Source organism: Streptomyces enissocaesilis (assembly GCF_039533765.1).
GTDB classification, from domain to species: domain Bacteria; phylum Actinomycetota; class Actinomycetes; order Streptomycetales; family Streptomycetaceae; genus Streptomyces; species Streptomyces enissocaesilis.
In genome coordinates this window covers 43049-65287 of sequence record NZ_BAAAUD010000036.1, presented here as the reverse complement: position 1 = coordinate 65287, position 22239 = coordinate 43049, and the positions used below count along the sequence as shown (strand labels likewise).

The 22239-nt window shown below is 69.7% G+C and carries 24 protein-coding genes and 1 pseudogene; 20 read left to right on the top strand and 5 right to left on the bottom strand.

Going from position 1 to position 22239, the window contains the following annotated elements; translation table 11 throughout:
• Nucleotides 1-63 precede the first annotated feature (63 nt).
• Nucleotides 64-375: pseudogene (locus ABD374_RS17645) on the top strand (hypothetical protein); the annotation flags it as partial.
• Nucleotides 376-451: 76 nt separating this feature from the next.
• On the opposite strand, the gene ABD374_RS17640 reads toward ABD374_RS17645, so the two are convergent.
• A complete protein-coding gene (locus ABD374_RS17640) occupies nucleotides 452-1036 on the bottom strand; it encodes a hypothetical protein (protein WP_344496264.1) in 585 nt (194 codons plus the stop codon).
• Between the two features lie 116 nt (nucleotides 1037-1152).
• On the opposite strand from ABD374_RS17640, the gene hemL reads away from it, so the two are divergent.
• From hemL to ABD374_RS17600, 8 genes are all read left to right on the top strand, one after another.
• Nucleotides 1153-2469 (top strand): glutamate-1-semialdehyde 2,1-aminomutase, encoded by a 1317-nt coding sequence (hemL, locus tag ABD374_RS17635; RefSeq protein ID WP_344496262.1) that lies wholly within the window; start codon nucleotides 1153-1155, stop codon nucleotides 2467-2469.
• Nucleotides 2466-3140: a histidine phosphatase family protein gene (locus ABD374_RS17630; protein ID WP_344496260.1), complete on the top strand. Its 675-nt coding sequence runs from the start codon at nucleotides 2466-2468 to the stop codon at nucleotides 3138-3140. The genes hemL and ABD374_RS17630 overlap by 4 nt, the downstream gene beginning before the upstream one ends.
• A 153-nt stretch (nucleotides 3141-3293) precedes the next feature.
• Nucleotides 3294-4550, top strand: a complete 1257-nt coding sequence (locus ABD374_RS17625) for a polysaccharide deacetylase family protein (RefSeq protein WP_344496258.1) — start codon at nucleotides 3294-3296, stop codon at nucleotides 4548-4550.
• A 67-nt stretch (nucleotides 4551-4617) separates the two neighbouring features.
• On the top strand, nucleotides 4618-5241 hold the full coding sequence (locus ABD374_RS17620; RefSeq protein ID WP_344496256.1) for a TlpA family protein disulfide reductase: 624 nt from the start codon (nucleotides 4618-4620) through the stop codon (nucleotides 5239-5241).
• A 4-nt stretch (nucleotides 5242-5245) separates the two neighbouring features.
• Entirely contained in the window at nucleotides 5246-6013 is a 768-nt protein-coding gene (locus tag ABD374_RS17615; protein WP_344496254.1) for a cytochrome c biogenesis CcdA family protein, read from the top strand.
• A gap of 5 nt (nucleotides 6014-6018) precedes the next feature.
• Nucleotides 6019-7782 carry a cytochrome c biogenesis protein ResB gene (resB, locus tag ABD374_RS17610; RefSeq protein ID WP_344496252.1) on the top strand — a complete coding sequence of 588 codons (1764 nt, stop codon included), beginning with the start codon at nucleotides 6019-6021 and terminating at the stop codon, nucleotides 7780-7782.
• Nucleotides 7779-8864 (top strand): c-type cytochrome biogenesis protein CcsB, encoded by a 1086-nt coding sequence (ccsB, locus tag ABD374_RS17605; protein WP_344496250.1) that lies wholly within the window; start codon nucleotides 7779-7781, stop codon nucleotides 8862-8864. The genes resB and ccsB overlap by 4 nt, the downstream gene beginning before the upstream one ends.
• Complete coding sequence (locus ABD374_RS17600; protein WP_344496248.1) at nucleotides 8804-9361, top strand: hypothetical protein; 558 nt, start codon at nucleotides 8804-8806, stop codon at nucleotides 9359-9361. The genes ccsB and ABD374_RS17600 overlap by 61 nt, the downstream gene beginning before the upstream one ends.
• Here ABD374_RS17600 and ABD374_RS17595 read toward each other — a convergent pair.
• Nucleotides 9309-9722 carry a PLD nuclease N-terminal domain-containing protein gene (locus ABD374_RS17595; RefSeq protein ID WP_344496246.1) on the bottom strand — a complete coding sequence of 138 codons (414 nt, stop codon included), beginning with the start codon at nucleotides 9720-9722 and terminating at the stop codon, nucleotides 9309-9311. The two genes, ABD374_RS17600 and ABD374_RS17595, sit on opposite strands and share 53 nt — an antisense overlap.
• A gap of 89 nt (nucleotides 9723-9811) precedes the next feature.
• Between ABD374_RS17595 and ABD374_RS17590 the strand changes: the two genes are divergently transcribed.
• Complete coding sequence (locus ABD374_RS17590) at nucleotides 9812-11269, top strand: menaquinone biosynthesis decarboxylase (RefSeq protein ID WP_344496244.1); 1458 nt, start codon at nucleotides 9812-9814, stop codon at nucleotides 11267-11269.
• The gene (gene mqnP / locus ABD374_RS17585) at nucleotides 11266-12168 is read left to right on the top strand and encodes a menaquinone biosynthesis prenyltransferase MqnP (RefSeq protein ID WP_344496242.1); all 903 of its coding nucleotides are present in this window, start codon (nucleotides 11266-11268) and stop codon (nucleotides 12166-12168) included. Before ABD374_RS17590 ends, mqnP begins: the two co-directional genes overlap by 4 nt.
• Here the strand turns inward: mqnP and ABD374_RS17580 are convergent.
• Nucleotides 12158-12775 (bottom strand): rhomboid family intramembrane serine protease, encoded by a 618-nt coding sequence (locus tag ABD374_RS17580; RefSeq protein ID WP_425577259.1) that lies wholly within the window; start codon nucleotides 12773-12775, stop codon nucleotides 12158-12160. The genes mqnP and ABD374_RS17580 overlap by 11 nt on opposite strands.
• A gap of 93 nt (nucleotides 12776-12868) precedes the next feature.
• On the opposite strand from ABD374_RS17580, the gene ABD374_RS17575 reads away from it, so the two are divergent.
• The 7 genes from ABD374_RS17575 to ABD374_RS17545 all read left to right on the top strand — a co-directional run bounded on the left by ABD374_RS17575 (nucleotide 12869) and on the right by ABD374_RS17545 (nucleotide 19015).
• A complete protein-coding gene (locus ABD374_RS17575; RefSeq protein WP_344496240.1) occupies nucleotides 12869-13561 on the top strand; it encodes a UbiX family flavin prenyltransferase in 693 nt (230 codons plus the stop codon).
• A gap of 67 nt (nucleotides 13562-13628) precedes the next feature.
• The gene (locus tag ABD374_RS17570) at nucleotides 13629-14084 is read left to right on the top strand and encodes an Lrp/AsnC family transcriptional regulator (RefSeq protein ID WP_344496238.1); all 456 of its coding nucleotides are present in this window, start codon (nucleotides 13629-13631) and stop codon (nucleotides 14082-14084) included.
• A 91-nt stretch (nucleotides 14085-14175) separates the two neighbouring features.
• On the top strand, nucleotides 14176-15339 hold the full coding sequence (gene mqnE / locus ABD374_RS17565) for an aminofutalosine synthase MqnE (protein WP_344496236.1): 1164 nt from the start codon (nucleotides 14176-14178) through the stop codon (nucleotides 15337-15339).
• 78 nt (nucleotides 15340-15417) lie between these two features.
• Nucleotides 15418-15942 (top strand): GNAT family N-acetyltransferase, encoded by a 525-nt coding sequence (locus ABD374_RS17560; RefSeq protein ID WP_344496234.1) that lies wholly within the window; start codon nucleotides 15418-15420, stop codon nucleotides 15940-15942.
• A gap of 144 nt (nucleotides 15943-16086) precedes the next feature.
• Complete coding sequence (locus ABD374_RS17555; protein ID WP_425577261.1) at nucleotides 16087-16341, top strand: DUF4229 domain-containing protein; 255 nt, start codon at nucleotides 16087-16089, stop codon at nucleotides 16339-16341.
• A gap of 379 nt (nucleotides 16342-16720) precedes the next feature.
• The gene (locus tag ABD374_RS17550) at nucleotides 16721-18067 is read left to right on the top strand and encodes a dicarboxylate/amino acid:cation symporter (protein WP_344496230.1); all 1347 of its coding nucleotides are present in this window, start codon (nucleotides 16721-16723) and stop codon (nucleotides 18065-18067) included.
• A 177-nt stretch (nucleotides 18068-18244) separates the two neighbouring features.
• Nucleotides 18245-19015: a restriction endonuclease gene (locus ABD374_RS17545; protein ID WP_344496228.1), complete on the top strand. Its 771-nt coding sequence runs from the start codon at nucleotides 18245-18247 to the stop codon at nucleotides 19013-19015.
• A gap of 32 nt (nucleotides 19016-19047) precedes the next feature.
• Here ABD374_RS17545 and ABD374_RS17540 read toward each other — a convergent pair whose 3' ends face one another.
• Nucleotides 19048-19341: a hypothetical protein gene (locus tag ABD374_RS17540; RefSeq protein WP_344496226.1), complete on the bottom strand. Its 294-nt coding sequence runs from the start codon at nucleotides 19339-19341 to the stop codon at nucleotides 19048-19050.
• A gap of 120 nt (nucleotides 19342-19461) precedes the next feature.
• Nucleotides 19462-19665, bottom strand: coding sequence for a cold-shock protein (locus ABD374_RS17535; protein WP_327176284.1), 204 nt, complete (start codon nucleotides 19663-19665; stop codon nucleotides 19462-19464).
• Nucleotides 19666-20025: 360 nt separating this feature from the next.
• On the opposite strand from ABD374_RS17535, the gene ABD374_RS17530 reads away from it, so the two are divergent.
• Nucleotides 20026-20889, top strand: a complete 864-nt coding sequence (locus tag ABD374_RS17530; protein ID WP_344496222.1) for a menaquinone biosynthetic enzyme MqnA/MqnD family protein — start codon at nucleotides 20026-20028, stop codon at nucleotides 20887-20889.
• Between the two features lie 149 nt (nucleotides 20890-21038).
• Nucleotides 21039-22235, top strand: a complete 1197-nt coding sequence (mqnC, locus tag ABD374_RS17525) for a cyclic dehypoxanthinyl futalosine synthase (RefSeq protein WP_344496220.1) — start codon at nucleotides 21039-21041, stop codon at nucleotides 22233-22235.
• Nucleotides 22236-22239 lie beyond the last annotated feature (4 nt).

Sequence of the window (22239 nt, the reverse complement as noted above, 5' to 3'; positions counted from 1 at the left end):
GTGGGCCACTTCAGCCGCGTCGACGTGGTGGCGGCCTTCAAACCTAGGCAGGTGCACCCGGGGCACGCCTACGCCTCCGTGCTCCTGGACGCAGAGGAGAGCATCAAGGCGCTCTCCGAGTACCTCGGCCACTCGGACCCCGGCTTCACGCTACGGACGTACACGCACCTGCTGCCGTCCAGCGAGACCCGCACCCGCAAGGCGATCGACGACGCCTTCACGGAAACGGAAACGGAAACGGAAACGGAAACGGAAACGGAAACGGAAACGAAGGCGGAGGCGGAGGCGGAAGACGACGGCGACCCGCCCGCAGCCCAGGGCACATCAGCACCCCCAGCAAAACCAATGTGCCCTCAATGTGCCCTGGCCGCCTGACAACCCCTCCTGGCACCAAAAAGGGCGAGGCCCGAAGACCCCGCCCGACCCGCAAGAAACCCCAGCTCAGAGCTGATCAGGGCCACACAAGGCAATACGGCTGATGCCCCGCCTCATGCAGCCGATGGCTGAAGTCCTGCCACTCGTGCAGCAGCTGGTAGACGTTGAACGCGTCGCGCGGGCCCCCGCGGTCCGGGACCGTGGACCAGATGAAGGCCGCCGCGCCCACCGACTCCTCGCCGACGCCGCGCAGCGGGTCGACGACCGTCATGGGGAGCTTGACCACCGCGTAATCGGGGTGGAGCACGACCAGCTCCAGCGGCGGCACCTTGTGCAGGGGTATGCCCTCGATGCCGGTCAGGACCATCGCGGCCACCGTCTCCGGCTTGATCTTCGTGAACATGCCGCCCATGCCGAGCTCGTCGCCGCCCAGCTCCTCCGGACGCATCGAGATGGGCACGCGGGCAGCGGTGGCTCCGTTCGGAGCGCCGAAGTACTTGTAGGTCACCCCCACCCGGCCACTCCTGTTTCCCGTGTTCACGTTCGCCTCGCGCCTGTCCGCCCGCGCCCCGCGCCCCCGCTCACGCCGGTGCCGGCCGCGCTGGGACTCGTCGGGACCCAGATCGTCGGTCCCCTCGCCCACTCCGCCACCGCGATGCATATCTCCACCCGACCACTCGCGGCCACGGCCGCGCAACCCGATCATCGTGTCAGTGACCTCCCCCACGACCGTGCGGCGAAACACCTGTCCGCAAGACCGCCGGAGCCTCTGACACCATGGCTTGTGTGAGCTTCCCCTATGACGCCCCAGTTTCGCAGACGCTTTTCGACCGCGCGTCCCTCGTGACGCCCGGCGGCGTGAACTCTCCGGTCCGTGCATTTCGTGCCGTGGGCGGTACGCCCCGGTTCATGGTGTCCGGTACCGGTCCGTACCTCACCGACGCCGACGGCCGTGAGTACGTCGACCTCGTGTGCTCGTGGGGGCCGATGATCCTCGGCCACTCCCACCCCGCCGTCGTCGCCGCCGTCCAGGAGGCCGTCGCCCGCGGCACCTCCTTCGGCACACCCGGCGAGGGCGAGGTCGCGCTCGCCGAGGAGATCGTCGCCAGGGTCGCGCCCGTCGAGCAGGTGCGGCTCGTCTCCAGCGGCACCGAGGCGACCATGTCGGCCATCCGTCTCGCCCGCGGCTTCACCGGCCGGGCCAAGGTCGTGAAGTTCGCCGGCTGCTACCACGGTCACGTGGACGCGCTCCTCGCCGCCGCCGGATCCGGCCTCGCGACCTTCGCGCTCCCGGACACCCCCGGTGTGACGGGCGCGCAGGCCGGCGACACGATCGTCCTGCCGTACAACGACCTCGACGCCGTACGGGCCGCCTTCGCCGCACACCCCGGCGAGATCGCCTGCGTCATCACCGAGGCCTCGCCCGGCAACATGGGCGTCGTCCCGCCGGCCGACGGCTTCAACGCCGGTCTCAAGGCCCTGTGCCAGGCCGACGGCGCGCTCTACATCTCCGACGAGGTCATGACCGGCTTCCGTACGTCGAAGGCCGGCTGGTACGGCATCGACGGCGTCGCCCCCGACCTCATGACCTTCGGCAAGGTCATGGGCGGCGGCTTCCCGGCGGCGGCCTTCGGCGGCCGCAAGGACGTCATGGCGCACCTCGCGCCGGCCGGCCCCGTCTACCAGGCGGGCACCCTCTCCGGGAACCCGGTCGCGACCGCCGCCGGCCTCGCGCAGCTGCGGCTGCTCGACGACGGGGCGTACGCCGTGGTCGACGCGGTGTCGCGGGAGATCCAGGAGCTGGTCACCCTGGCGCTCACCAAGGAAGGCGTCGCGCACCGCGTCCAGAGCGCCAGCAACATGTTCTCGGTCTTCTTCACGGCCGACGAGGTGCGCGACTACGACGACGCGCGGAAGCAGGAAGCCTTCCGCTTCAACGCCTTCTTCCACTCGATGCTGGCCGACGGCGTCTACCTCCCGCCGTCCGCCTTCGAGTCCTGGTTCGTCTCCACCGCCCACGACGCGCGGGCCGTCGAGCGCATCGCCGCCGCGCTGCCCGCCGCCGCCCGCGCCGCAGCGGAGGCCACGGCATGAGCGAGACCACCGTCGTCCACCTGATGCGCCACGGTGAGGTGCACAATCCGGACGGGGTGCTGTACGGGCGCCGGGCCGGGTACCACCTCTCCGACCTCGGCCGGCAGATGGCCGACCGGGTCGCCGAGCACCTCGCGGGGCGCGACATCACGCACGTCGTCTCCTCGCCGCTGGAGCGCGCCCAGGAGACCGCGACGCCGATCGCCACCTCGCACGGCGTCGACCTGGCCACCGACGAGCGGCTGATCGAGGCGGCCAACGTCTTCGAGGGCAAGACCTTCGGGGTCGGGGACGGCGCGCTGCGCAGGCCCGGGAACTGGCGGCACCTGACGAATCCGTTCCAGCCGTCCTGGGGCGAGCCGTACATCGAGCAGGTCGTACGGATGATGAGCGCCCTGAACGCCGCGCGCGACGCGGCCCGCGGGCACGAGGCGGTCGCCGTCAGCCATCAGCTGCCGATCTGGATGGTACGGAGCTTCGTCGAGCGGCGGCGGCTGTGGCACGACCCGCGCAAGCGGCAGTGCACGCTCGCCTCGCTCACCACCTTCACGTTCCGGGGCGACAAGATCGTGTCCGTCGGCTACAGCGAGCCGGCCCGCGATCTCGTCCCCGCGCACCTGCTGGCCGGCGCCAAGCCCGTAAAGGGCAAAACGAAGGCATTCGGCGCGTAATTCCGATCACTCCCCGGTCAATATTCGGTCACGCCTGGGAAAAATATGTCGGTTCGTCGGAACCGACGTCTTCATCCGCCCCTCTAACCCGTCGTCCGTTGTAAGAGCCGACGGGCACCTACGGGGATGACGAGCGCGGATGGGGACACGGGTATGCGGGACATGAGTCGAAGGGGTCTGCTGGGACTGGGACTCGGAGCAGCGGCCGCGGCCGGCCTGGCCGGCTGCGGCGCTGCCGGGGCGTCGGGCCACCGAAGCCCCGGCTCCGCCCAGGGCGGGGGCGGCGGTGACGGCGCCGGCACCCCGTCCCCGACCGGAACGGGCGGCGACGTACGGCTGATAGGCGACGGCTCGACGGCCGACACCGGTCGGCAGCCGAACCAGCCGGACAAGCCCGTACCGCTCCAGCCCGGCGAGACCCCGCCGCAGTTCGTGATCTTCTCCTGGGACGGGGCGGGCGAGGTCGGCAACGGCCTGTTCCCGCGCTTCCTGAAGCTCGCCGAGGACCACGGCGCGGCGATGACCTTCTTCCTCTCCGGGCTCTACCTGCTCCCCGAGTCGAAGAAGAGCCTCTACAAGCCGCCGAACAACCCCGTCGGCGCCTCCGACATCGGCTACCTCACCGACGGGCACATCAAGGACACGCTGAAGTACGTCCGCCGGGCCTGGCTCGAAGGCCACGAGATAGGCACGCACTTCAACGGGCACTTCTGCGCGGGCTCGGGCACCGTCGGCAACTGGACGCCCGCCCAGTGGGAGAACGAGACCGCCCAGGCCAAGTCCTTCGTCACCGAGTGGAAGACCAACAGCGGCTGGACCGACCTCGACCCGCTGCCCTTCGACTACGAGAAGGAGCTCGTCGGCGGCCGCACCCCCTGCCTCCTCGGCCAGGACAACCTCCTCCCGACGGCGAAGAAGCTCGGCTGGCGCTACGACGCCAGCTCGCCCGGCGGCCGCCAGATGTGGCCCGTCAAGCGGGGCGGCCTGTGGGACCTGCCGCTCCAGGCGATGCCGTTCCCGGGCCATTCCTTCGAGGTGCTCTCGATGGACTACAACATCCTCGCCAACCAGTCGAAGAACTCGACCCAGGGCATGCCCTCCCGCTACCCGGGCTGGAAGAAGCAGGCCACCGAGGCATATCTCTCCGGTTTCCGGCGGGCGTACGAGAGCAATCGCGCGCCGTTCTGCATAGGCAACCACTTCGAGCAGTGGAACGGCGGCATCTACATGGACGCCGTCGAGGAAGCGCTCAAGGGCATGGCGGGCAAGAAGGACGTGCGCCTGGTCTCTTTCCGGCAGTTCTGCGACTGGCTCGACGTGCAGGACCCGAAGGTCCTCGCCAAGCTGCGCTCCCTCCAGGTCGGCCAGTCCCCGGCGGGCGGCTGGAAGTCTTTCCTTAAACGCTCTTGACAAGGGGCTTTACGGGCACCACGGGGGGCGCGGAAGATCCCTGGAACGCTCATGCGAAACTTTTCACATGAGCCTTAGCCGCGCCTTCCGCCGCCGCTCGAACCGCACCCGCCACGCCGCGTCGGCGCCCGCCGTCGCGGTCGCGGGCGCGCTCACCCTCTCCGCGTGCGGAGGCGACGGCGCCACGGCGTCGGGGTCGAGCGGTGCGAAGTTCGTGACCGGCAGCGGGGGCATCTCCACCGTCGCCGAGGGCGAGCGGCAGGACGCCCCGAAGCTCGACGGCGAGACGCTCGAAGGCGAGAAGCTCGACATCGACGACTTCAAGGGCAAGGTCGTCGTCCTGAACGTCTGGGGTTCGTGGTGCTCCCCCTGCCGGGCCGAGGCGCCGAATTTCGCGAAGGTCGCCAAGGAGACCAAGGACAAGGGCGTCGAGTTCGTCGGGATCAACACCCGTGACGACTCCAAGGGCCCCGCGATCGAGTTCGAAAAGCAGTGGGGCATCACCTACCCCAGCTTCTACGACCCGATCGGCAAACTGGTTCTCCGCTTCCCCAAGGGCAGCCTGAATCCCCAGGCCATTCCGTCGACGATCGTGATCGACCGTGAGGGCAGGATCGCGGCCCGTTCCCTGATGGCCCTCAACGAGAAGAAGCTGCACCAGATGATCGACCCGCTGATCGCGGAGAAGTGACCACGTGAGCGTTCTCGCCGCCGCGGTCACCGACCCGAACACGACGGTTCTGAGCGGTGCACTGATACTCGCGCTGCCGATCGCCGTCGCCGCCGGTCTCGTCTCGTTCTTCTCGCCGTGCGTGCTGCCGCTCGTACCCGGCTATCTGTCGTACGTCACCGGAATCAGCGGCACCGACCTGGCCGAGGCCGGGCGCGGGCGCATGGTCGCGGGGGCCTCGCTCTTCGTGCTCGGGTTCAGTGCCGTCTTCGTCTCGACCGGGGCGCTGTTCGGCTTCTTCGGGTCGACGCTCCAGGAGCACCAGGAGACGCTCTCCACGGTGCTCGGCGGACTGATGATCCTCATGGGCGTCTTCTTCATGGGGCTGCTGCCCTGGATCACCCAGCGCGAGTTCCGCTTCCACAAGCGGCCGGCGGCCGGACTGGCGGGCGCGCCCGTACTCGGTGCCCTCTTCGGCATCGGCTGGGCGCCGTGCACCGGCCCGACGCTGGGCGCCGTCCAGACGCTCGCCCTCAACGACGGGAGCGCGGGGCGCGGGGCCGTGCTGACCGTCGCGTACTGCCTCGGCCTGGGTGTGCCCTTCGTGCTCGCCGCGATGGCGTTCCGGCGGGCGCTCGGTGCGTTCGCCTGGGTCAAGAAGCACTACGCCTGGGTGATGCGCATCGGCGGACTGATGATGATCGCGACCGGCGTCCTGCTCGTCACGGGGATCTGGAACGGCATCATCCAGGACATGCAGGGCTGGACCCAAGGCTTCACGGTGGGGATCTGAGTTCCATGAGCAAGACCGAGACGACCGACGAGACGACAGACGAGGCGATCGCGGCGGCCGCCGAGCACGACGAGCAGGAGCTCGGCGAAGCCGGCGCCCAGCTCTCCACCGCCCCCCGGGAGCGGGCGGTCCCCGGCTCCTTCGGCGGTGTGATGCGGCCCGGCGCGGCCGGCCGGATCGCCTGGGCCTGGCGCGAGACGTCGGGCTGGGTGCGCTGGTTCTGGCGGCAACTGACGTCGATGCGCGTCGCGCTGATCCTGCTGTTCCTGCTGTCGCTGGGCGCGATCCCCGGGTCGCTGGTCCCGCAGACCGGTGTCGACGAGACGAAGGTCGAGGAGTTCCGGGCGGCGCACGAGACGCTCGCGCCGCTCTATGACGACCTCGGGCTCTTCGACGTCTACAGCTCGGTGTGGTTCTCCGCGATCTACATCCTGCTCTTCGTCTCGCTCATCGGCTGCATCGTGCCCCGCACCTGGCAGTTCGTGGGCCAGCTCCGCGGCCGCCCGCCGGGCGCGCCCGGCCGCCTGACGCGGCTTCCGGCGTACACCACCTGGCGTACGGAGACGGACCCCGAGCAGGTCCGCGAGGCCGCGCTGGCGCTGCTCAAGCAGCGCCGCTTCCGGTCCGATGCCGTCGGTGACGCGGTCGCCGCCGAGAAGGGGTACCTGCGCGAGGCCGGGAACCTGATCTTCCACGTCGCGCTCATCGTGATGCTGGTGTCCTTCGCCACCGGGCAGCTGTTCAAGTCCGAGGGCGGCAAGCTGATCGTCGAGGGCGGCGGTTTCGCGAACACCCTCACGCAGTACGACGACTTCAAGTCCGGATCGCTCTTCGACCGGGACCACGACCTGGCGCCGTTCAGCTTCACGCTCGACAAGTTCGTCGGGACGTACGAGCGCACCGGCCCCCAGCGCGGCACGCCCCGTACGTACGAGGCCCATGTGACGTACGCCGAGGGGGCCGACGGCGCCGGGAAGAAGACCACGATCGAGGTGAACCGGCCGCTGGAGGTCGACGGCTCGAAGGTCTACCTGATCGGCCACGGGTACGCCCCGGTCGTCACCGTCAGGGACGGCAGGGGCAGGGAGGTCTTCAAGGGCGCGGTGCCGCTGCTGCCCATGGACTCCAACGTCACCTCGTCCGGCGCGATCAAGGTGATGGACGGCTACCGCGACAAGGACGGCAAGAAGGAGCAGCTGGGCTTCCAGGCGTTCTTCGTGCCGACGTTCGCGGGCGCGGGCAAGGGCACGATGCTCTCCCAGTACCCGGGCCTCGACTTCCCCGTCCTCGCGCTCAACGCCTTCCACGGCAGCCTCGGCGTGGACGCGGGCCTGCCGCAGAACGTCTACCAGCTCGACAAGCGCAAGATGAAGGCGTTCAAGGACGACCGGGGCGCCGACCTCAAGCAGCGGCTGCTGCCCGGCGAGACCATGAAGCTGCCGGACGGCGCCGGCTCCATCACGTTCGAGAAGGACGTCAAGGAGTGGGCGACCTTCCAGGTCTCGCAGCAGCCCGGCAACGTACCCGCACTGGTGGGGGCCGTCGCCGCGATCGCGGGACTCGCCGGATCGCTGTTCATCCAGCGCCGCCGCGTCTGGGTCCGGGCCGTACGGGGCAAGGACGGCGTCACCGTCGTCGAGATGGCCGGACTCGGCCGCAGCGAGTCCTCGAAGCTTCCCGAGGAACTGGCCGACCTGGCCGCAACGCTCAACTCACAGGCGCCGACGGCACCTGATCCCGCTGAACCTGTCGAAGGAGTCCGCGCGTGAATCTCGCGGCCGCAACCAACGAGAACCTCGCCCACATCAGCAACGTGCTGATCTATTCGTCGATGGCCGTCTACACGCTGGCCTTCCTCGCCCACATCGCCGAGTGGGTCTTCGGCAGCCGCAGCAAGGTCGGCCGCACGGCCGCCGCGCTGACCGCCGACGGCGGCGCGGGGGCGAAGGCCGCCCCCGCGGTGACGGTGCGCTCCGGCGGCTCCACGACCGTCCTCGACAAGCCGAAGGTCGTCACCCGGTCCGCGGCGGGCACCCGCGACGTGCCGGACGGCCCGGGAGCGGCCGGCGGCACCGAGAAGGGCGACCTCTACGGACGCGTGGCCGTCTCGCTGACCGTCCTCGCCTTCCTCGTCGAGGCGGGCGGCGTGATCGCCCGCGCCCTGTCGGTGCAGCGCGCCCCGTGGGGCAACATGTACGAGTTCTCGATCACCTTCTCCACCGTGGTCGTCGGCGTGTACCTGGCGATCCTGGCCGCGAAGAAGAACGTCCGCTGGGCCGGTCTGCCGCTGGTCACCACGGTCCTGCTGGACCTGGGCATCGCCACGACGTGGCTCTACACCGACAGCGACCAGCTGGTGCCCGCGCTGGACTCGTACTGGCTGTGGATCCACGTCTCCACCGCGATCTTCTGCGGTGCGGTGTTCTACCTCGGCGCGGTCGGCACGGCCCTCTACCTCTTCCGTGACGGGTACGAGGCGAAACTCGCCCGCGGCGGCAAGCCGGGCGCCTTCGCCTCGTCCGTCCTGGAGCGTCTTCCGTCCGCCGCCTCGCTCGACAAGTTCTCCTACCGCGTGAACGCCGCCGTCTTCCCGCTGTGGACGTTCACGATCATCGCGGGCGCGATCTGGGCGGGCGACGCGTGGGGCCGCTACTGGGGCTGGGACCCCAAGGAGGTCTGGTCCTTCATCACCTGGGTCGCGTACGCCTGCTACCTGCACGCGCGCGCGACGGCGGGCTGGAAGGGCCGCAAGGCCGCCTACCTGGCGCTCTTCGCGTTCGGCTGCTGGCTGTGGAACTACTACGGCGTGAACATCTTCCTCAGCGGCAAGCACTCGTACGCGGGCGTCTGACCCGTCCCCGGGCCCGGGCCGCACCAGCCCGGCCCCTGGGGGTCCCGCTGGGCCAGACCCGCCGGCAGCCGGCCACCGAGTACCACTCGCCCGGCCGGGGCACGGCGTACCTGATCGGCCTGAGCCTGCTCACGGAGGTGCTCGCCCTGCTGACGCCCGGCCCGGTCCGTCCGTGGGGCGAGGCCGTCCCGTCCTGGCTCCCGGTCATCGGCGGCAGGCCGGTCCGTGTTCGCGTGGTCGTGACTGCCGCCCGCATCGGCGCTGCGACCGTGACGTTCGCCCGGTGGGGCGGCTTCGCGGCGGTGCTGCTCACCGACTTCGACCAGGCCGGCGGCCCCGTCGGCGGCCACTACGTTCTCATGCCGGCCTGCTACGGCCCGTTGCCGGCCCGGGGCCCGCTGCTGGCGGCGGTGACCGTGCCGTACGGCCGCCGCTGTCAGCGGGTCACTTCGACGGCCCGGACTCCTCGGGACCGGGGCCGTCCTCGCGCCGCTTGAGCTCCTCCTCGCGGCGGCGCAGGTCCGCTTCCCAGTCCTTCATCATCGACTCGTCCTCGGCGCTCTCGTCCTTGAGGGACTTCAGGAAGTCGGGGTTGTCGTCGGGGGCGACCCAGGTGTTCCTGGGGCCGCGGTGCCCTGCGGAGGGCGTGCCGCCGGAGCCGTCGCGGGCTCCCTTGCGGACCTTGCCGACCGCGAGCCAGGCGACGGGGCCGATCAGCACCTCGCCGAAGAGCAGCACGATGATCACCCAGACCACCTTGGGAAGGTGGCGGACCTCTTCCTCGGGGGTGTTCAGGCAGTCGATGAAGGCATAGATCCACAGCGCCAGAACGATGAGGAACGGCAGGTACCTGAGCATGAGGGCAAGCTCCCAGAGCGCGGACCGCGGGGCGCGGTGGATGGCCCCGGTGACGGGCCAAGCGTAGTGCGTACCGGATACTGGACCGCATGGCTTACGACGATCTTCGCTCCCTGCTCCGGGCGCTGGAGCGCGAGGGCGACCTCAAGCGCATCAAGGCCGAAGTCGATCCGTACCTGGAGGTCGGGGAGATCGTCGACCGGGTGAACAAGGCGGGTGGTCCGGCGCTCCTCTTCGAGAACGTCAAGGGCTCGTCGATGCCCCTGGCGATGAACGTCTTCGGGACCGACCGCCGGCTGCTCAAGGCGCTCGGCCTGAAGTCGTACGACGACATCCGGGACAAGATCGGCGGGTTGCTGAAGCCCGAGCTCCCGCAGGGTTTCGTGGGGGTGCGGGAGGCGTTCGGCAAGCTCGGTTCGATGGCGCACGTGCCGCCGAAGAAGGTCAAGTCCGATGCGGCGCCGGTGCAGGAGGTCGTGCTGACGGGCGACGACGTCGATCTGGACGCGCTGCCCGCCCTGTTCACCTGGCCCGAGGACGGCGGGTCCTTCTTCAATCTGGGGCTCACGCACACCAAGGACCCGGAGTCGGGCATCAGGAACCTGGGGCTGTACCGGCTCCAGCGCCATGACAAGCGCACGATCGGGATGCACTGGCAGATCCACAAGGACAGCCGGAACCACTACCAGGTGGCGGCCCGGCGCGGTGAGCGGCTGCCGGTCGCGATCGCCTTCGGTGCGCCGCCGGCCGTGACGTACGCCTCGACGGCTCCGCTGCCGGGCGACATCGACGAGTACCTCTTCGCGGGCTTCCTGTCGGGGAAGCGGGTGGAGATGGTCGACTGCAAGACGGTTCCGCTCCAGGTCCCGGCCCAGGCCGAGGTCGTGCTGGAGGGGTGGCTGGAGCCCGGGAAGATGCTGCCGGAGGGGCCCTTCGGCGATCACACCGGGTTCTACACGCCGCAGGAGGACTTCCCGGCGCTGACGATCGACACGATCACGATGCGGCGGCGTCCGCTGCTCCAGTCGATCGTGGTGGGGCGGCCGCCCACGGAGGACGGGCCGCTGGGGCGGGCCACGGAGAGCTTCTTCCTGCCGCTGCTCAAGATCATCGTTCCGGACATCGTGGACTACCACCTGCCGGAGGCGGGCGGTTTCCACAACTGCGTCATCGTGGCCATCGACAAGAAGTACCCGAAGCACGCGCAGAAGGTCATGCACGCCATCTGGGGCGCGCACATGCTCTCGCTGGAGAAGCTGATCATCGTGGTCGACAAGGACTGCGACGTGCACAACTACCACGAGGTGGCCTGGCGGGCGCTGGGGAACGTCGACTACTCCCGCGACCTCACGGTGGTCGAGGGCCCGGTGGACCATCTGGATCACGCGTCGTACCAGCAGTTCTGGGGCGGCAAGGCGGGCATCGACGCGACGAAGAAGCTGCCCGAGGAGGGCTACACCCGGGACGGGGGCTGGCCGAACATGGTCGAGTCCGACCCCGGGACCTCCGAACGGGTGTCGAGGCGCTGGAAGGAGTACGGACTGTGAGCAGCGCGGCGGCCGCGGTTCCGCAGGTCGGCAGGGTCAGGGCGTTCCTGCGGCTCGTGATGATCGAGCACTCGGTCTTCGCGCTGCCCTTCGCCTACATCGCCGCGCTCACCGCGATGTTCCAGCTGGACCGGAACATCCACTGGGGCAAGCTGCTGCTCGTCACCCTTGCCATGGTCGGGCTGCGCACGTTCGCGATGGCGTGCAACCGGATCATCGACCGGGAGCTGGACGCCCGTAACCCGCGCACCGCGGGCCGCGAGCTGGTGACGGGCGCGGTCTCGGTCAGGTCCGCCTGGACCGGCGCGCTCGTCGCTGTCGCGGTCTTTCTCGGCGCCGCGGCCGCGCTGAACCCGCTGTGCCTGGCGCTGGCGCCGATCGCGGTCGTCCCGATGGTGGTCTATCCGTACGGGAAGCGCTTCACGGACTTCCCGCACGCCATCCTGGGCCTCGCCCAGGCCATGGGCCCCGTCGGAGCCTGGCTGGCGATCACGGGGGAGTGGTCCTGGGACGCGGTGGTCCTGGGCCTCGCGGTCGGCATCTGGATCGGCGGCTTCGACCTGATCTTCGCCACCCAGGACGTCCAGGCGGACCGCGCGCACGGAGTGAAGTCCGTGCCGGCCCGTTTCGGTGTCCCGGCCGCGCTGTACGGGGCGCGGGCCTGCCACGCGGTGACGACCGTCCTGCTGGTCTGGTACGCGCTGGCCACCGACGCGGGGGCGTTCTTCTGGGCCGGCCTGGCGACAGTGACCGTGGCCTTCCTCTACGAGCACACGATCGTCAAGCCGCACGACCTGTCCCGCCTCGACCGGGCGTTCTTCTCGACGAACGGCTTCATCGGGATCGCCCTGTTCGGGTGCGCGCTGCTCGATCTGCTGGTGCGCGGCCTCACGGTGTGAGGCGCGCGGGGCCCGTGGGGGACGTCCGCCGCCGGAACAGGAACGCGGCGAGCACGCCGCCGGCCAGGCCGAAGAGGTGGCCCTGCCAGCTGACGTCGGCCTGGGCCGGGAGGACACCCCACAGGATCGAGCCGTAGACCGCGGCCACCACCAGGCCGGTCACGACGTCCAGCGCGCTGCGGTCGACGAAGCCGCGGACCAGCAGGTAGCCGAAGAGGCCGAAGACGACGCCCGACGCGCCCGCCGTGTTGGAGTGGTCGGGGGCGGTGAGCCAGACCCCCAGGCCGCTGACGAGCACGACGACCAGGACGACGCCCACGAAGCGGCGTATGCCGCTCAGGGCGGCGAGGAAGCCGAGGACCAGCAGCGGGACGGTGTTCGAGGCGACATGGTCGAAGCCGTGGTGCAGGAACGACATCGGGAGTACGTCGCGCAGCTCGCCGACGTCGCGCGGGCTCAGCCCGTACGGGTTCAGCGCGCCCGTCGCGGCGTCCAGCGCCTCCAGGACCCACAGCAGCGCGACCCAGCCGAGCATCAGCGCGGCGGCGGCCTTCACCCGGTGCCCCCGGCTCCGGTTCCGGCTCTGTTCGGCGGTGGTCGGTGGCATGGCGTCCCCCTGCGGTACGTGTGGCCCTGTCGGTGGAACGTCCCGGGCACCTGACTCGGTTCCGTCCGGGGGAGCCCGGATAAGGTCGGGCACGTGGAGTCAGGACATACACGCAGTCAGCAGCCGCGCCGGCCATGGGTCGTAGGGGTGTCCGGGGCGTCGGGCACGCCGTACGCCGCCGCCGTGCTGCGCGGCCTGCTGGACGCGGGCGAGAGCGTGGACCTGGTGGTCAGCCGGGCCTCGCGCCTGACACTGCTCGACGAGACGGGCATCGCGTTCCGGGACGCCCACTGGCAGGAGGACCTGCGGACGTGGCTGGCGCGCGGCGCGGACGGCAGGCCGGACACGTTCGCCGCCGATGTGGGCGACGTGCGGTACTGGGCGGCCGGGGACCTCGCCGCCGGACCCTCGTCGGGTTCGTACCCGGCCAAGGGGATGCTCGTGGTGCCGGCCTCGACGGCGAGCGTGGCCGGGGTGGCGCTGGGGCTGTCGAAGGACCTGCTGCAACGGGTGGCGAGCGTGACGCTCAAGGAGCGGCGCAGGCTCGTGGTCGCGGTGCGGGAGACGCCGCTGAGCGGCCAGACCCTCAAGCACATGGTGGCGCTGGACGAGGCGGGAGCCGTGGTGATGCCCGCCTCCCCGGCGTTCTACGCGGGAGCGACGCACATCCAGGATCTGGTGGACTTCGTCGCGGGGCGGGTGCTGGACGCGGCCGGGGTGCCGCACGGGTTGTACCGCCGCTGGGAGGGGGAGCTCGGGGGCTCCCGGAAAGATGATGGGCGTTGAGCACTGCACGCCTTAGATTGCATACATAAACTCGCGGTATTGCTGAACAATGGAAGGCTTCAGGCATATGGACGCCGTGGACAGGCAGCTCATCCAGGCTCTCAGAGAGAACGGCAGGGCCTCGTACGCCGAACTCGGCCGGCTCGTCGGGCTCTCGGGGCCCAGCGTCACCGACCGCATCAACCGTCTGGAGGCGGCCGGTGTCATCACCGGCTACCGCGCGACGGTCGACGCGAAGTCGCTCGGCCTCGGCGTCACCGCGCTGATCGGCATCTCGCTCTCGGACGCGGCGGACCACGAGGACGTGGCGCGCAGGCTGCGCGATCTCGAGGAGATCGAGGACTGCTGGTTCATCGCGGGCGACGACTCGTACATGCTCAAGATCCGGGCGGGGGACGTGGACGGCCTGGAGAAGACGATCCGGCGGCTGTCCGGCACGCGGGGCGTCTCGCGCACCCGTACGACGATCGTGCTCTCCACGAAGTGGGAGAACCGGGTCGGGGAGCTGCCGGAGGAAGCCTGACGCGGAGCGTCCATGGGGGTCGCCCCGCCCGAAGGGCGGGGGAGTACCGTGTTCTGAGCCTGATTCGTACACACATGGGAGGCGGCCGGAAATGGACGCGGGACTCAAGCGCGAGCTGGAGCAGAAGGTCCGGGCGGGTGAGCGGCTGACCCGCGAGGACGGCATCGCTCTCTACGAGTCCGACGACCTGGCCTGGCTGGGCGGCCTCGCCCACGAGGTGCGCACGCGCAAGAACGGCGACGTCGTCCACTTCAACGTCAACCGTCACCTCAACATGACGAACGTGTGCACCGCGTCGTGCGCGTACTGCTCGTTCCAGCGCAAGCCGGGCGAGAAGGACGCGTACACGATGCGCATCGAGGAAGCCGTCAAGCTCGCCAAGGCGATGGAGAACGAGAACCTCACCGAGCTGCACATCGTCAACGGCCTCCACCCCAGCCTCCCGTGGCGCTACTACCCGCGCTCCCTGAGCGAGCTGAAGAAGGCCCTGCCGAACGTCTCGCTGAAGGCCTTCACGGCGACCGAGATCCACCACTTCGAGACCGTGTCGGGCATGACGGCCTCGGAGATCCTGGACGAGCTCATCGAGGCCGGCCTGGAGTCGCTGACCGGCGGCGGGGCCGAGATCTTCGACTGGGAGGTCCGCCAGCACATCGTCGACCACCGCACCCACTGGGAGGACTGGTCGCGCATCCACCGCCTCGCGCACGAGAAGGGGCTCAAGACCCCGGCGACGATGCTGTACGGGCACATCGAGGAGCCGCGCCACCGCGTGGACCACGTGCTGCGGCTGCGCGAGCTCCAGGACGAGACCGGCGGTTTCCAGGTCTTCATCCCGCTGCGCTACCAGCACGACTTCGAGGACATGAAGGACGGCAAGATCCGCAACCGTCTTCAGGCCCGTACGACGATGGCGAGCGGCGCCGACGTACTGAAGACCTTCGCGGTCTCGCGGCTGCTCTTCGACAACGTCCCGCACGTCAAGGTCTTCTGGGTCATGCACGGCGTGCAGACCTCGCAGCTCGCGCTCCAGCACGGCGCGGACGACATGGACGGCTCGGTCGTCGAGTACAAGATCACGCACGACGCGGACAACTACGGCACGCCGAACAAGCTCGGCCGCGAGGACCTGCTGGAGCTGATCCGGGACGCGGGCTTCCGCCCGGTGGAGCGGAACACGCGGTACGAGATCATCCGCGAGTACCCGGGACCGGACGCGGACCGCCGCGAGTCGCCGCAGGCGATGCGGGTCTGAAACACCGCGCGAGGGGCCGGTGTCCGGCTCGCGGACGGCCCGTCCGGGCGCCGGGCCTGGCCGTTTATCGTCGAGGGCATGCCGCTGACCTTCGAACTCGATCCGCGGATCGGCCCCCGCCTGCGCGACGGTGTCCTGTCCCTGTGGACGGACGTCTCCAACGCGGGCGGCGCCGTCGGATTCGTACCGCCCGTCACCGTCGACGACATCCGGCCCGAGTGGGTCAAGCACCTCGCCGCCGTGAGCGAGGGCCGTACCCGGCTGCTCGTCGGGTACGACGAGGAGGGCGCCGTCGCCGCCACTGCGTTCCTCACGTACAACACGCACCGGCTGATGACCCACTGGATCTGGCTCTACACGGTGATGGTCCACCCGCGCCACCAGGGCAAGGGGTACGGCCGCGAGCTGATGGCGGCGGCCGCCGGGGCGGCGCGGTCCTTCGAGGGGATCGAGGCGATACGGCTGACCTGCCGCGGCGGCACCGGAGCCGACCGGTTCTACGCCTCCTGCGGCTACAAGGAGGTCGGGCGGGTGCCCGGCGCGATCCGGGTCGCACCGGGCGACGACCGCGACGACATCGTCATGCTGCTGCCGCTGGAATGACAGGAATGCCGGAGGAACGCCGGGAAGGGCAGGGGCCCGGCAGGAGCCTCGGACCTCTGTGCTTGACTGGTGGGGACCCTTTAGGTTGCCGCTGAGAAGAAGGTCCCCGTGAACACCAGGCACGCAACGATTCGCTACACCGCGATGCGCCTTGGCGTCTTCGTGGGCTGCTTCTTCGTCATCTGGGGCCTGGTCCACTTCGGCGTGCTCCCGGCCGGCCTGGGCGACTCCAACCTGCTGTGGGTGCTCATGCTCGCCATCGTCGTCTCCGCGCCGCTCAGCTTCGTGCTGCTGCGCAAGCAGCGCGACGCGATGTCCGAGCGGATCGTCGAGCGGGTGGACAGCGTGAAGGCCAAGCTGGAGTCGAACCGCAGCCAGGAGGACGGCCTGACCCGGTAAGGGCCGCGTAAGGTACGTCACACTTCCCGCCACCCCGGCCCCGGACATCTGTCCGGGGCCGGGGTGGCGGCGTTTTCCGGGCCGGGTCCGGGGCGCGCGTGCCCAAAGAACAGCTTTGATGTTCTCAAAGTACAAGTGTTAACGTGTTCGGCATGAAGACATCAGCCGCGCACTCCCCTGCCACGGGCGTTCCGCTCGTGCTGGTGGCGCGTCTGCATGTCGATCTCTGCCGCTGCATGTCCGCGGCCTGTCGCCGCCACGTCTGACATCAGAAGCGACTTCACGCAGCGGCGACGCCCACAGCTCCGGTTCCACGTACAGCTCACGGCCGCCGCACCACCGTCCCCGTATCCCCATACGTAAGCAACGGAGTGTGTCCGTGTCCGCGAACTCCGCGATCAAGCCCGAGGGCCGGAAGCCCCGCTTCCGAATATCCGACAAGTTCCCCTTCTGGGCCCAGATCATCACCGGTCTGGTCCTCGGTGTCCTGCTCGGCTGGCTCGCGCGCAGCCAGGACATCGGCTGGCTCAAGACGACGCTGGAGCAGGTCGGCGGCATCTTCATCCAGCTGCTGAAGCTGGCCGTCGCGCCGCTGGTCTTCTTCGCGATCCTGGTGTCGATCACCAACCTGCGCAAGGTCAACAACGCCGCCAGGCTGGCCTCGCGCACGCTGCTCTGGTTCATGATCACGTCACTGATCGCGGTCGCCATCGGCCTCGCGATCGGCCTGCTCACCAACCCGGGCGCCGGTACGGGCCTGACGCCGAAGGACGGCAAGAAGCCCGAGGGCTCCGGCTCCTGGATCGACTTCCTGACCGGCATCGTGCCGACCGACGTCATCACGCCGTTCACCGAGCTGAACGTGCTCCAGATCGTCTTCATGGCCGCCGTCGCCGGTATCGCGGCCCTCCAGCTCGGCGAGAAGGCCGAGCCGATCCTCAAGCTCAGCGCTTCGGTCCTGGAACTGCTCCAGAAGGCCCTGTGGTGGGTCATCCGCCTCGCGCCCCTCGGCACCGTCGGCCTCATCGGCTTCGCCATCGCCGACTACGGCTGGGACCTGATCAGCAAGTACGCGACCTTCACCGCCGACGTCTACATCGGCTGCGCCCTCGTGCTGTTCGGCGTCTACCCGCTGCTCCTCGTCACGGTCGCCAAGGTCAACCCGCTCCAGTTCTTCAAGGGCGCCTGGCCGGCCATCCAGCTGGCCTTCGTCTCCCGCTCCTCGGTCGGCACCATGCCGGTCACCCAGCGGGTCACCGAGCGCCTCGGCGTTCCGAAGGAGTACGCGTCCTTCGCCGTGCCGTTCGGCGCGACGACCAAGATGGACGGCTGCGCCGCGATCTACCCGGCGCTGGCCGCGATCTTCATCGCGCAGATCTTCGACGTACAGCTCGGCATCCAGGACTACCTGCTGATCGCCTTCGTCTCGGTCATCGGCTCGGCGGCCACCGCCGGTCTGACGGGCGCGACGGTCATGCTGACCCTCACCCTGTCGACGCTGGGCCTCCCGCTGGAGGGCGTGGGCCTGCTGATGGCGATCGACCCGATCCTGGACATGATGCGGACCGCGACGAACGTCGCGGGCCAGGCCCTGGTGCCGGTCGTCGTCGCGGCCCGGGAGAAGATCCTCGACCACGACGCGTACAACTCGGCCTCGTCCTCGCCGGTCGACGAGTACGACGTGCGCGAGACCGAGCAGAAGGCCGCCGTGCCGGTCACCGCGTAACCGCGCTGCCGGAACCTGACCGCCGAAGTGCCCCCGACGCGCCCCGCGCCGGGGGCACTTCGGCGTGGGGCGGGGTGCGCCGTGTGCTCGCCCGGGAGCCGTTGAATCCGGCCGGGCGGGGCATACGGAAACCAGAGCGATCTTGAAGAGGTCGTACGGAGGACGGAGCCGACGCAGATGCCGATACCCACCCGCCGGAGCCGCACCGCACGGCGCGGTCCCGCTTTCCGGCTCCGCGAGATCGCGTTCGGCCTCGGTCTGGTCGTCATCGTCGTGTGTGGTGTCGGACTCACCTTCAAGGCGGCGCTGGGGGAGGGCGACAACCTGCCGGCGGCCGTCCTGGCGACGGTGGCTCTCGGCGTCGTGGCCGCGGCGGTGGTCCGGGGCGGCCGTCGCCGCCGACGGGGCCCCGGCCCCGCCGCCGTCGCGGGCGTCGACGCCGTGGAGGCGGCCCGGGGCAGGGCCGAAGTCCAGTACGCCGAAGTCCAGTACACCGAAGCGCAACCCGTCGAAACCGAACCCGCCGAACCCGCGCCCGCCGAAGCCGCGTCCGTGGACTACGCGGCCATGGACCCGGACACCTTCGAGCGGTCGATCGCCGAACTGTGCGAGCGGGACGGCTGCGTGGAGGTCCAGGTCGTCGGCGGCGCCGGGGACCTCGGCGCCGACGTCATCGCGACGACTCCGGACGGGCGGTGCGTCGTCATCCAGTGCAAGCGCTACGGACCGGCGAACAAGGTCGGCTCGCAGGACGTCCAACGTTTCGGCGGCACGTGCTACGCCGTCCACGGCGCCCAGGTCGCCGCTGTCGTGACCACGGGAGAGTTCACCGAACCGGCGGCGGAGTACGCGGACCAGTGCGGGATACTCTGCGTCGACCACCAGGCACTCACCGCGTGGGCCGACGGAACCGGCCCGGCGCCCTGGGACCACGTACCGGCCGTGTAGCCGGCCTCGCGCTCCCAGCGGGCGTCGCGAGATCAGACCTGGGACTCCATGCGGTCGACCGCGTTCTTGGCCGTCAGCAGGTCGCTGCCCGTGGTTTCGCGGTAGAGCTTGATCGCCTGGATCTTCTTCCCCTCCCGCACGAGCGCGGCGACCCGATCCATCGCCGGGTCGGGTTCGTGGATGCCCAACTGCTCCATGACGAGGTCGATCTTCTGCTCCAGCCGGGCAACCCTGTGGTGGGTGCGCCTGAGTTCGTGCTCGTTGACCGAGACCAGCAGCGCGACGAGAGCGACGACGAGGAGGGCCATCACGATATCGATATCCATGATCCACGACCCTATGCCCGTAGCGGCGAGTGAGCCGCACGCAGGCAGGAGCCCCGTTCCTCGCGGAACGGGGCTCCTTGGGTACTGCTCCTTCGACCGCGATCCGGTCGGCCCGGGCAACTAGACCGGGGTGACGTTCTCCGCCTGCGGGCCCTTCGGGCCCTGCGTGACGTCGAAGTTCACGACCTGGTTCTCCTCGAGGGAACGGAAACCAGACGCGTTGATCGCGGAGTAGTGGACAAAGACATCCGGGCCGCCGCCGTCCTGGGCGATGAAGCCGAAGCCCTTTTCAGCGTTGAACCACTTGACGGTTCCGGTAGCCATGAGCCCTCCTATGGGCCAAAGGGTTGCCCTGCTCCAGAACCTGCAAAGAAGTCTGAAAACTACAAAAGCCTGCGGGTTACATGCTCCGCAGGCTCTGTACTGCAAGGGAAACCAAACTGCAACTTGCGGCGAGCGTAGCATGCACCCCGAGGCGAGTGGAAGAGGGAAAGATCACGCCCTCCGGAAGTTTGGACGAGCCGGTCGGGGCCCGTTCGGTGGCGCCTTTCCGGGGCCCGGCCGGAGACCTTCCGCGGCTTCTCCCGGAATTCCCCGGAGCCCCCCCAGGATCTTCCGGAGCCCTTCCGAAGGGGCCCGGACCCCGGCGTCGGCCGGTGCGGCAGACAGGTCTAGCCTCGCGATGTGGACAATTCAACTGCTGCCGACCACCGTCGCAGCCGGCCACGTGTCGGCCACATCCAGTTCCTGAACTGCCTGCCCCTGTACTGGGGGCTGGCCCGTACCGGAGCGCTTCTCGACTTCCAGCTGTCGAAGGACACCCCTGAGCGGCTCAGCGAGCAACTGGTGCGCGGCGATCTCGACATCGCGCCCGTCACCCTGGTGGAGTTCCTCCGCAACGCCGACGATCTCGTCGCCTTCCCCGACCTCGCGGTCGGCTGCGACGGCCCCGTCATGTCGTGCGTGATCGTTTCCCAGGTGCCGCTGGCCCGGCTCGACAAGGCCCGGGTCGCGCTCGGTTCGACCTCGCGCACGTCGGTGCGCCTGGCGCAGCTGCTGCTGGCCGAGCAGTACGGCGTACAGCCCGACTACTACACGTGTCCGCCCGACCTCGGCGTCATGATGCAGGAGGCGGACGCGGCCGTGCTGATCGGCGACGCGGCGCTGCGCGCCTCGCTGCACGATGCGCCCCGGCTCGGGCTCCAGGTCCACGACCTGGGCCAGATGTGGAAGGAGTGGACGGGGCTGCCGTTCGTCTTCGCGGTGTGGGCGGCGCGCAAGGACTACCTCGCGCGTGAGCCGGACGTCGTGAAGAAGGTCCACGAGGCGTTCCTGACCTCCCGCGACCTGTCCCTGGACGAGGTGAGCGAGGTCGCCGAGCAGGCCGCCCGCTGGGAGGTCTTCGACGCGGAACTGCTGGAGCGCTACTTCACGACGCTGGACTTCCGCTTCGGTCCCGACCAGCTGGCGGGCGTACGGGAGTTCGCGCGCCGGACCGGACCGGACACCGGGTACCCGGCCGACGTCACGGTCGAACTGCTCGGCTGACCGCCGCCGCCCCCGGGCCGCCGGCGCGGCACGCAGCCGGCCGTGCGGTACGGGGGGAGGGGCCGCCCGACGCGGGCGCCCGCTGCGCGTCCGTACGGCTGGCGTAGGCTGGGCCGGTCCGTCCACACCCTGCCGAAAGGGACACTCCGGTGACTGAGAAGGCCGACCTCACAGCCGTCCTCGACCGCGCTGCCGAGGGTGGGCGGATCACCCCGGAAGAGGCCCTCGACCTCTACCGCTCCGCGCCGCTGCACGCCCTGGGCCAGGCCGCGGACGCCGTGCGCCGCCGTCGCTACGCCGGTACGGAGCACATCGCGACGTACATCATCGAGCGCAACATCAACTACACGAACTCGTGCGTCACCGCGTGCAAGTTCTGTGCCTTCTACGCCGCCCCCAAGAGCGACAAGGTGTGGACCCGCGACCTCGACGACATCCTGCGGCGCTGCGCGGAGACCGTCGAGCTCGGCGGTACGCAGATCATGTTCCAGGGCGGTCACCACCCGGACTACGGCGTCGAGTACTACGAGGAGCACTTCGCCGCGATCAAGGCGGCGTTCCCGCAGCTCGTCATCCACTCCCTCGGCGCCTCCGAGGTCGAGCACATGGCCCGCATCTCGGGCGTGAGCGCCGAGGAGGCCGTCCGCCGCATCCACGCCGCCGGACTCGACTCCTTCGCCGGCGCCGGCGCCGAGCTGCTGCCCGAGCGGCCGCGCAAGGCCATCGCGCCGCTCAAGGAGTCCGGCGAGCGCTGGCTGGAGATCATGGAGCTCGCGCACCGCCTCGGCGTCGAGTCGACGTCGACGATGCTCATGGGCACGGGCGAGACCAACGCCGAGCGCATCGAGCACCTGAGCATGATCCGTGACGTACAGGACCGGACGGGCGGCTTCCGCGCCTTCATCCCGTACACCTACCAGCCGCAGAACAACGCGCTGAAGGGCCGTACGCAGGCCACGCTCTTCGAGTACCTGCGCCTGATCGCCGTCGCCCGCCTCTTCCTCGACAACGTCGCGCACATCCAGGGCTCCTGGCTGACGGTCGGCAAGGAGGTCGGCCAGCTGTCGCTGCACTACGGCGCGGACGACCTCGGTTCGATCATGCTGGAGGAGAACGTCGTCTCGTCCGCCGGGGCCAGGCACCGGTCCAACCGGATGGAGATCATCGACCTCATCCGCAGGTCCGGCCGCGTGCCCGCGCAGCGCACGACGACGTACGAGCACATCGTGGTGCACGACGCCCCGGCGAACGACCCGGTCGACGACCACGTCGTCTCGCACCTCTCGTCGACGGCCATCGAGGGCGGCACCGCGCACCCCGAGCTGAAGATCCTCAGCGCGAGCTGACGGG

Coding starts and splice junctions, on each gene's coding strand:
- ABD374_RS17535 (WP_327176284.1), bottom strand. CDS start 19,665: ATGGCTACCGGAACCGTCAAGTGGTTCAACGCTGAAAAGGGCTTCGGC.
- ABD374_RS17580 (WP_425577259.1), bottom strand. CDS start 12,775: ATGCCACCGACCACCGCCGAACAGAGCCGGAACCGGAGCCGGGGGCAC.
- ABD374_RS17640 (WP_344496264.1), bottom strand. CDS start 1,036: ATGCATCGCGGTGGCGGAGTGGGCGAGGGGACCGACGATCTGGGTCCC.
- ABD374_RS17590 (WP_344496244.1), top strand. CDS start 9,812: ATGGCTTACGACGATCTTCGCTCCCTGCTCCGGGCGCTGGAGCGCGAG.
- ABD374_RS17620 (WP_344496256.1), top strand. CDS start 4,618: ATGAGCCTTAGCCGCGCCTTCCGCCGCCGCTCGAACCGCACCCGCCAC.
- ABD374_RS17625 (WP_344496258.1), top strand. CDS start 3,294: ATGCGGGACATGAGTCGAAGGGGTCTGCTGGGACTGGGACTCGGAGCA.
- resB (WP_344496252.1), top strand. CDS start 6,019: ATGAGCAAGACCGAGACGACCGACGAGACGACAGACGAGGCGATCGCG.
- ABD374_RS17570 (WP_344496238.1), top strand. CDS start 13,629: ATGGACGCCGTGGACAGGCAGCTCATCCAGGCTCTCAGAGAGAACGGC.
- ABD374_RS17555 (WP_425577261.1), top strand. CDS start 16,087: ATGCGCCTTGGCGTCTTCGTGGGCTGCTTCTTCGTCATCTGGGGCCTG.
- ABD374_RS17595 (WP_344496246.1), bottom strand. CDS start 9,722: ATGCTCAGGTACCTGCCGTTCCTCATCGTTCTGGCGCTGTGGATCTAT.
- ABD374_RS17545 (WP_344496228.1), top strand. CDS start 18,245: ATGCCGATACCCACCCGCCGGAGCCGCACCGCACGGCGCGGTCCCGCT.
- ABD374_RS17630 (WP_344496260.1), top strand. CDS start 2,466: ATGAGCGAGACCACCGTCGTCCACCTGATGCGCCACGGTGAGGTGCAC.
- mqnE (WP_344496236.1), top strand. CDS start 14,176: ATGGACGCGGGACTCAAGCGCGAGCTGGAGCAGAAGGTCCGGGCGGGT.
- hemL (WP_344496262.1), top strand. CDS start 1,153: ATGGCTTGTGTGAGCTTCCCCTATGACGCCCCAGTTTCGCAGACGCTT.
- ABD374_RS17560 (WP_344496234.1), top strand. CDS start 15,418: ATGCCGCTGACCTTCGAACTCGATCCGCGGATCGGCCCCCGCCTGCGC.
- ABD374_RS17540 (WP_344496226.1), bottom strand. CDS start 19,341: ATGGATATCGATATCGTGATGGCCCTCCTCGTCGTCGCTCTCGTCGCG.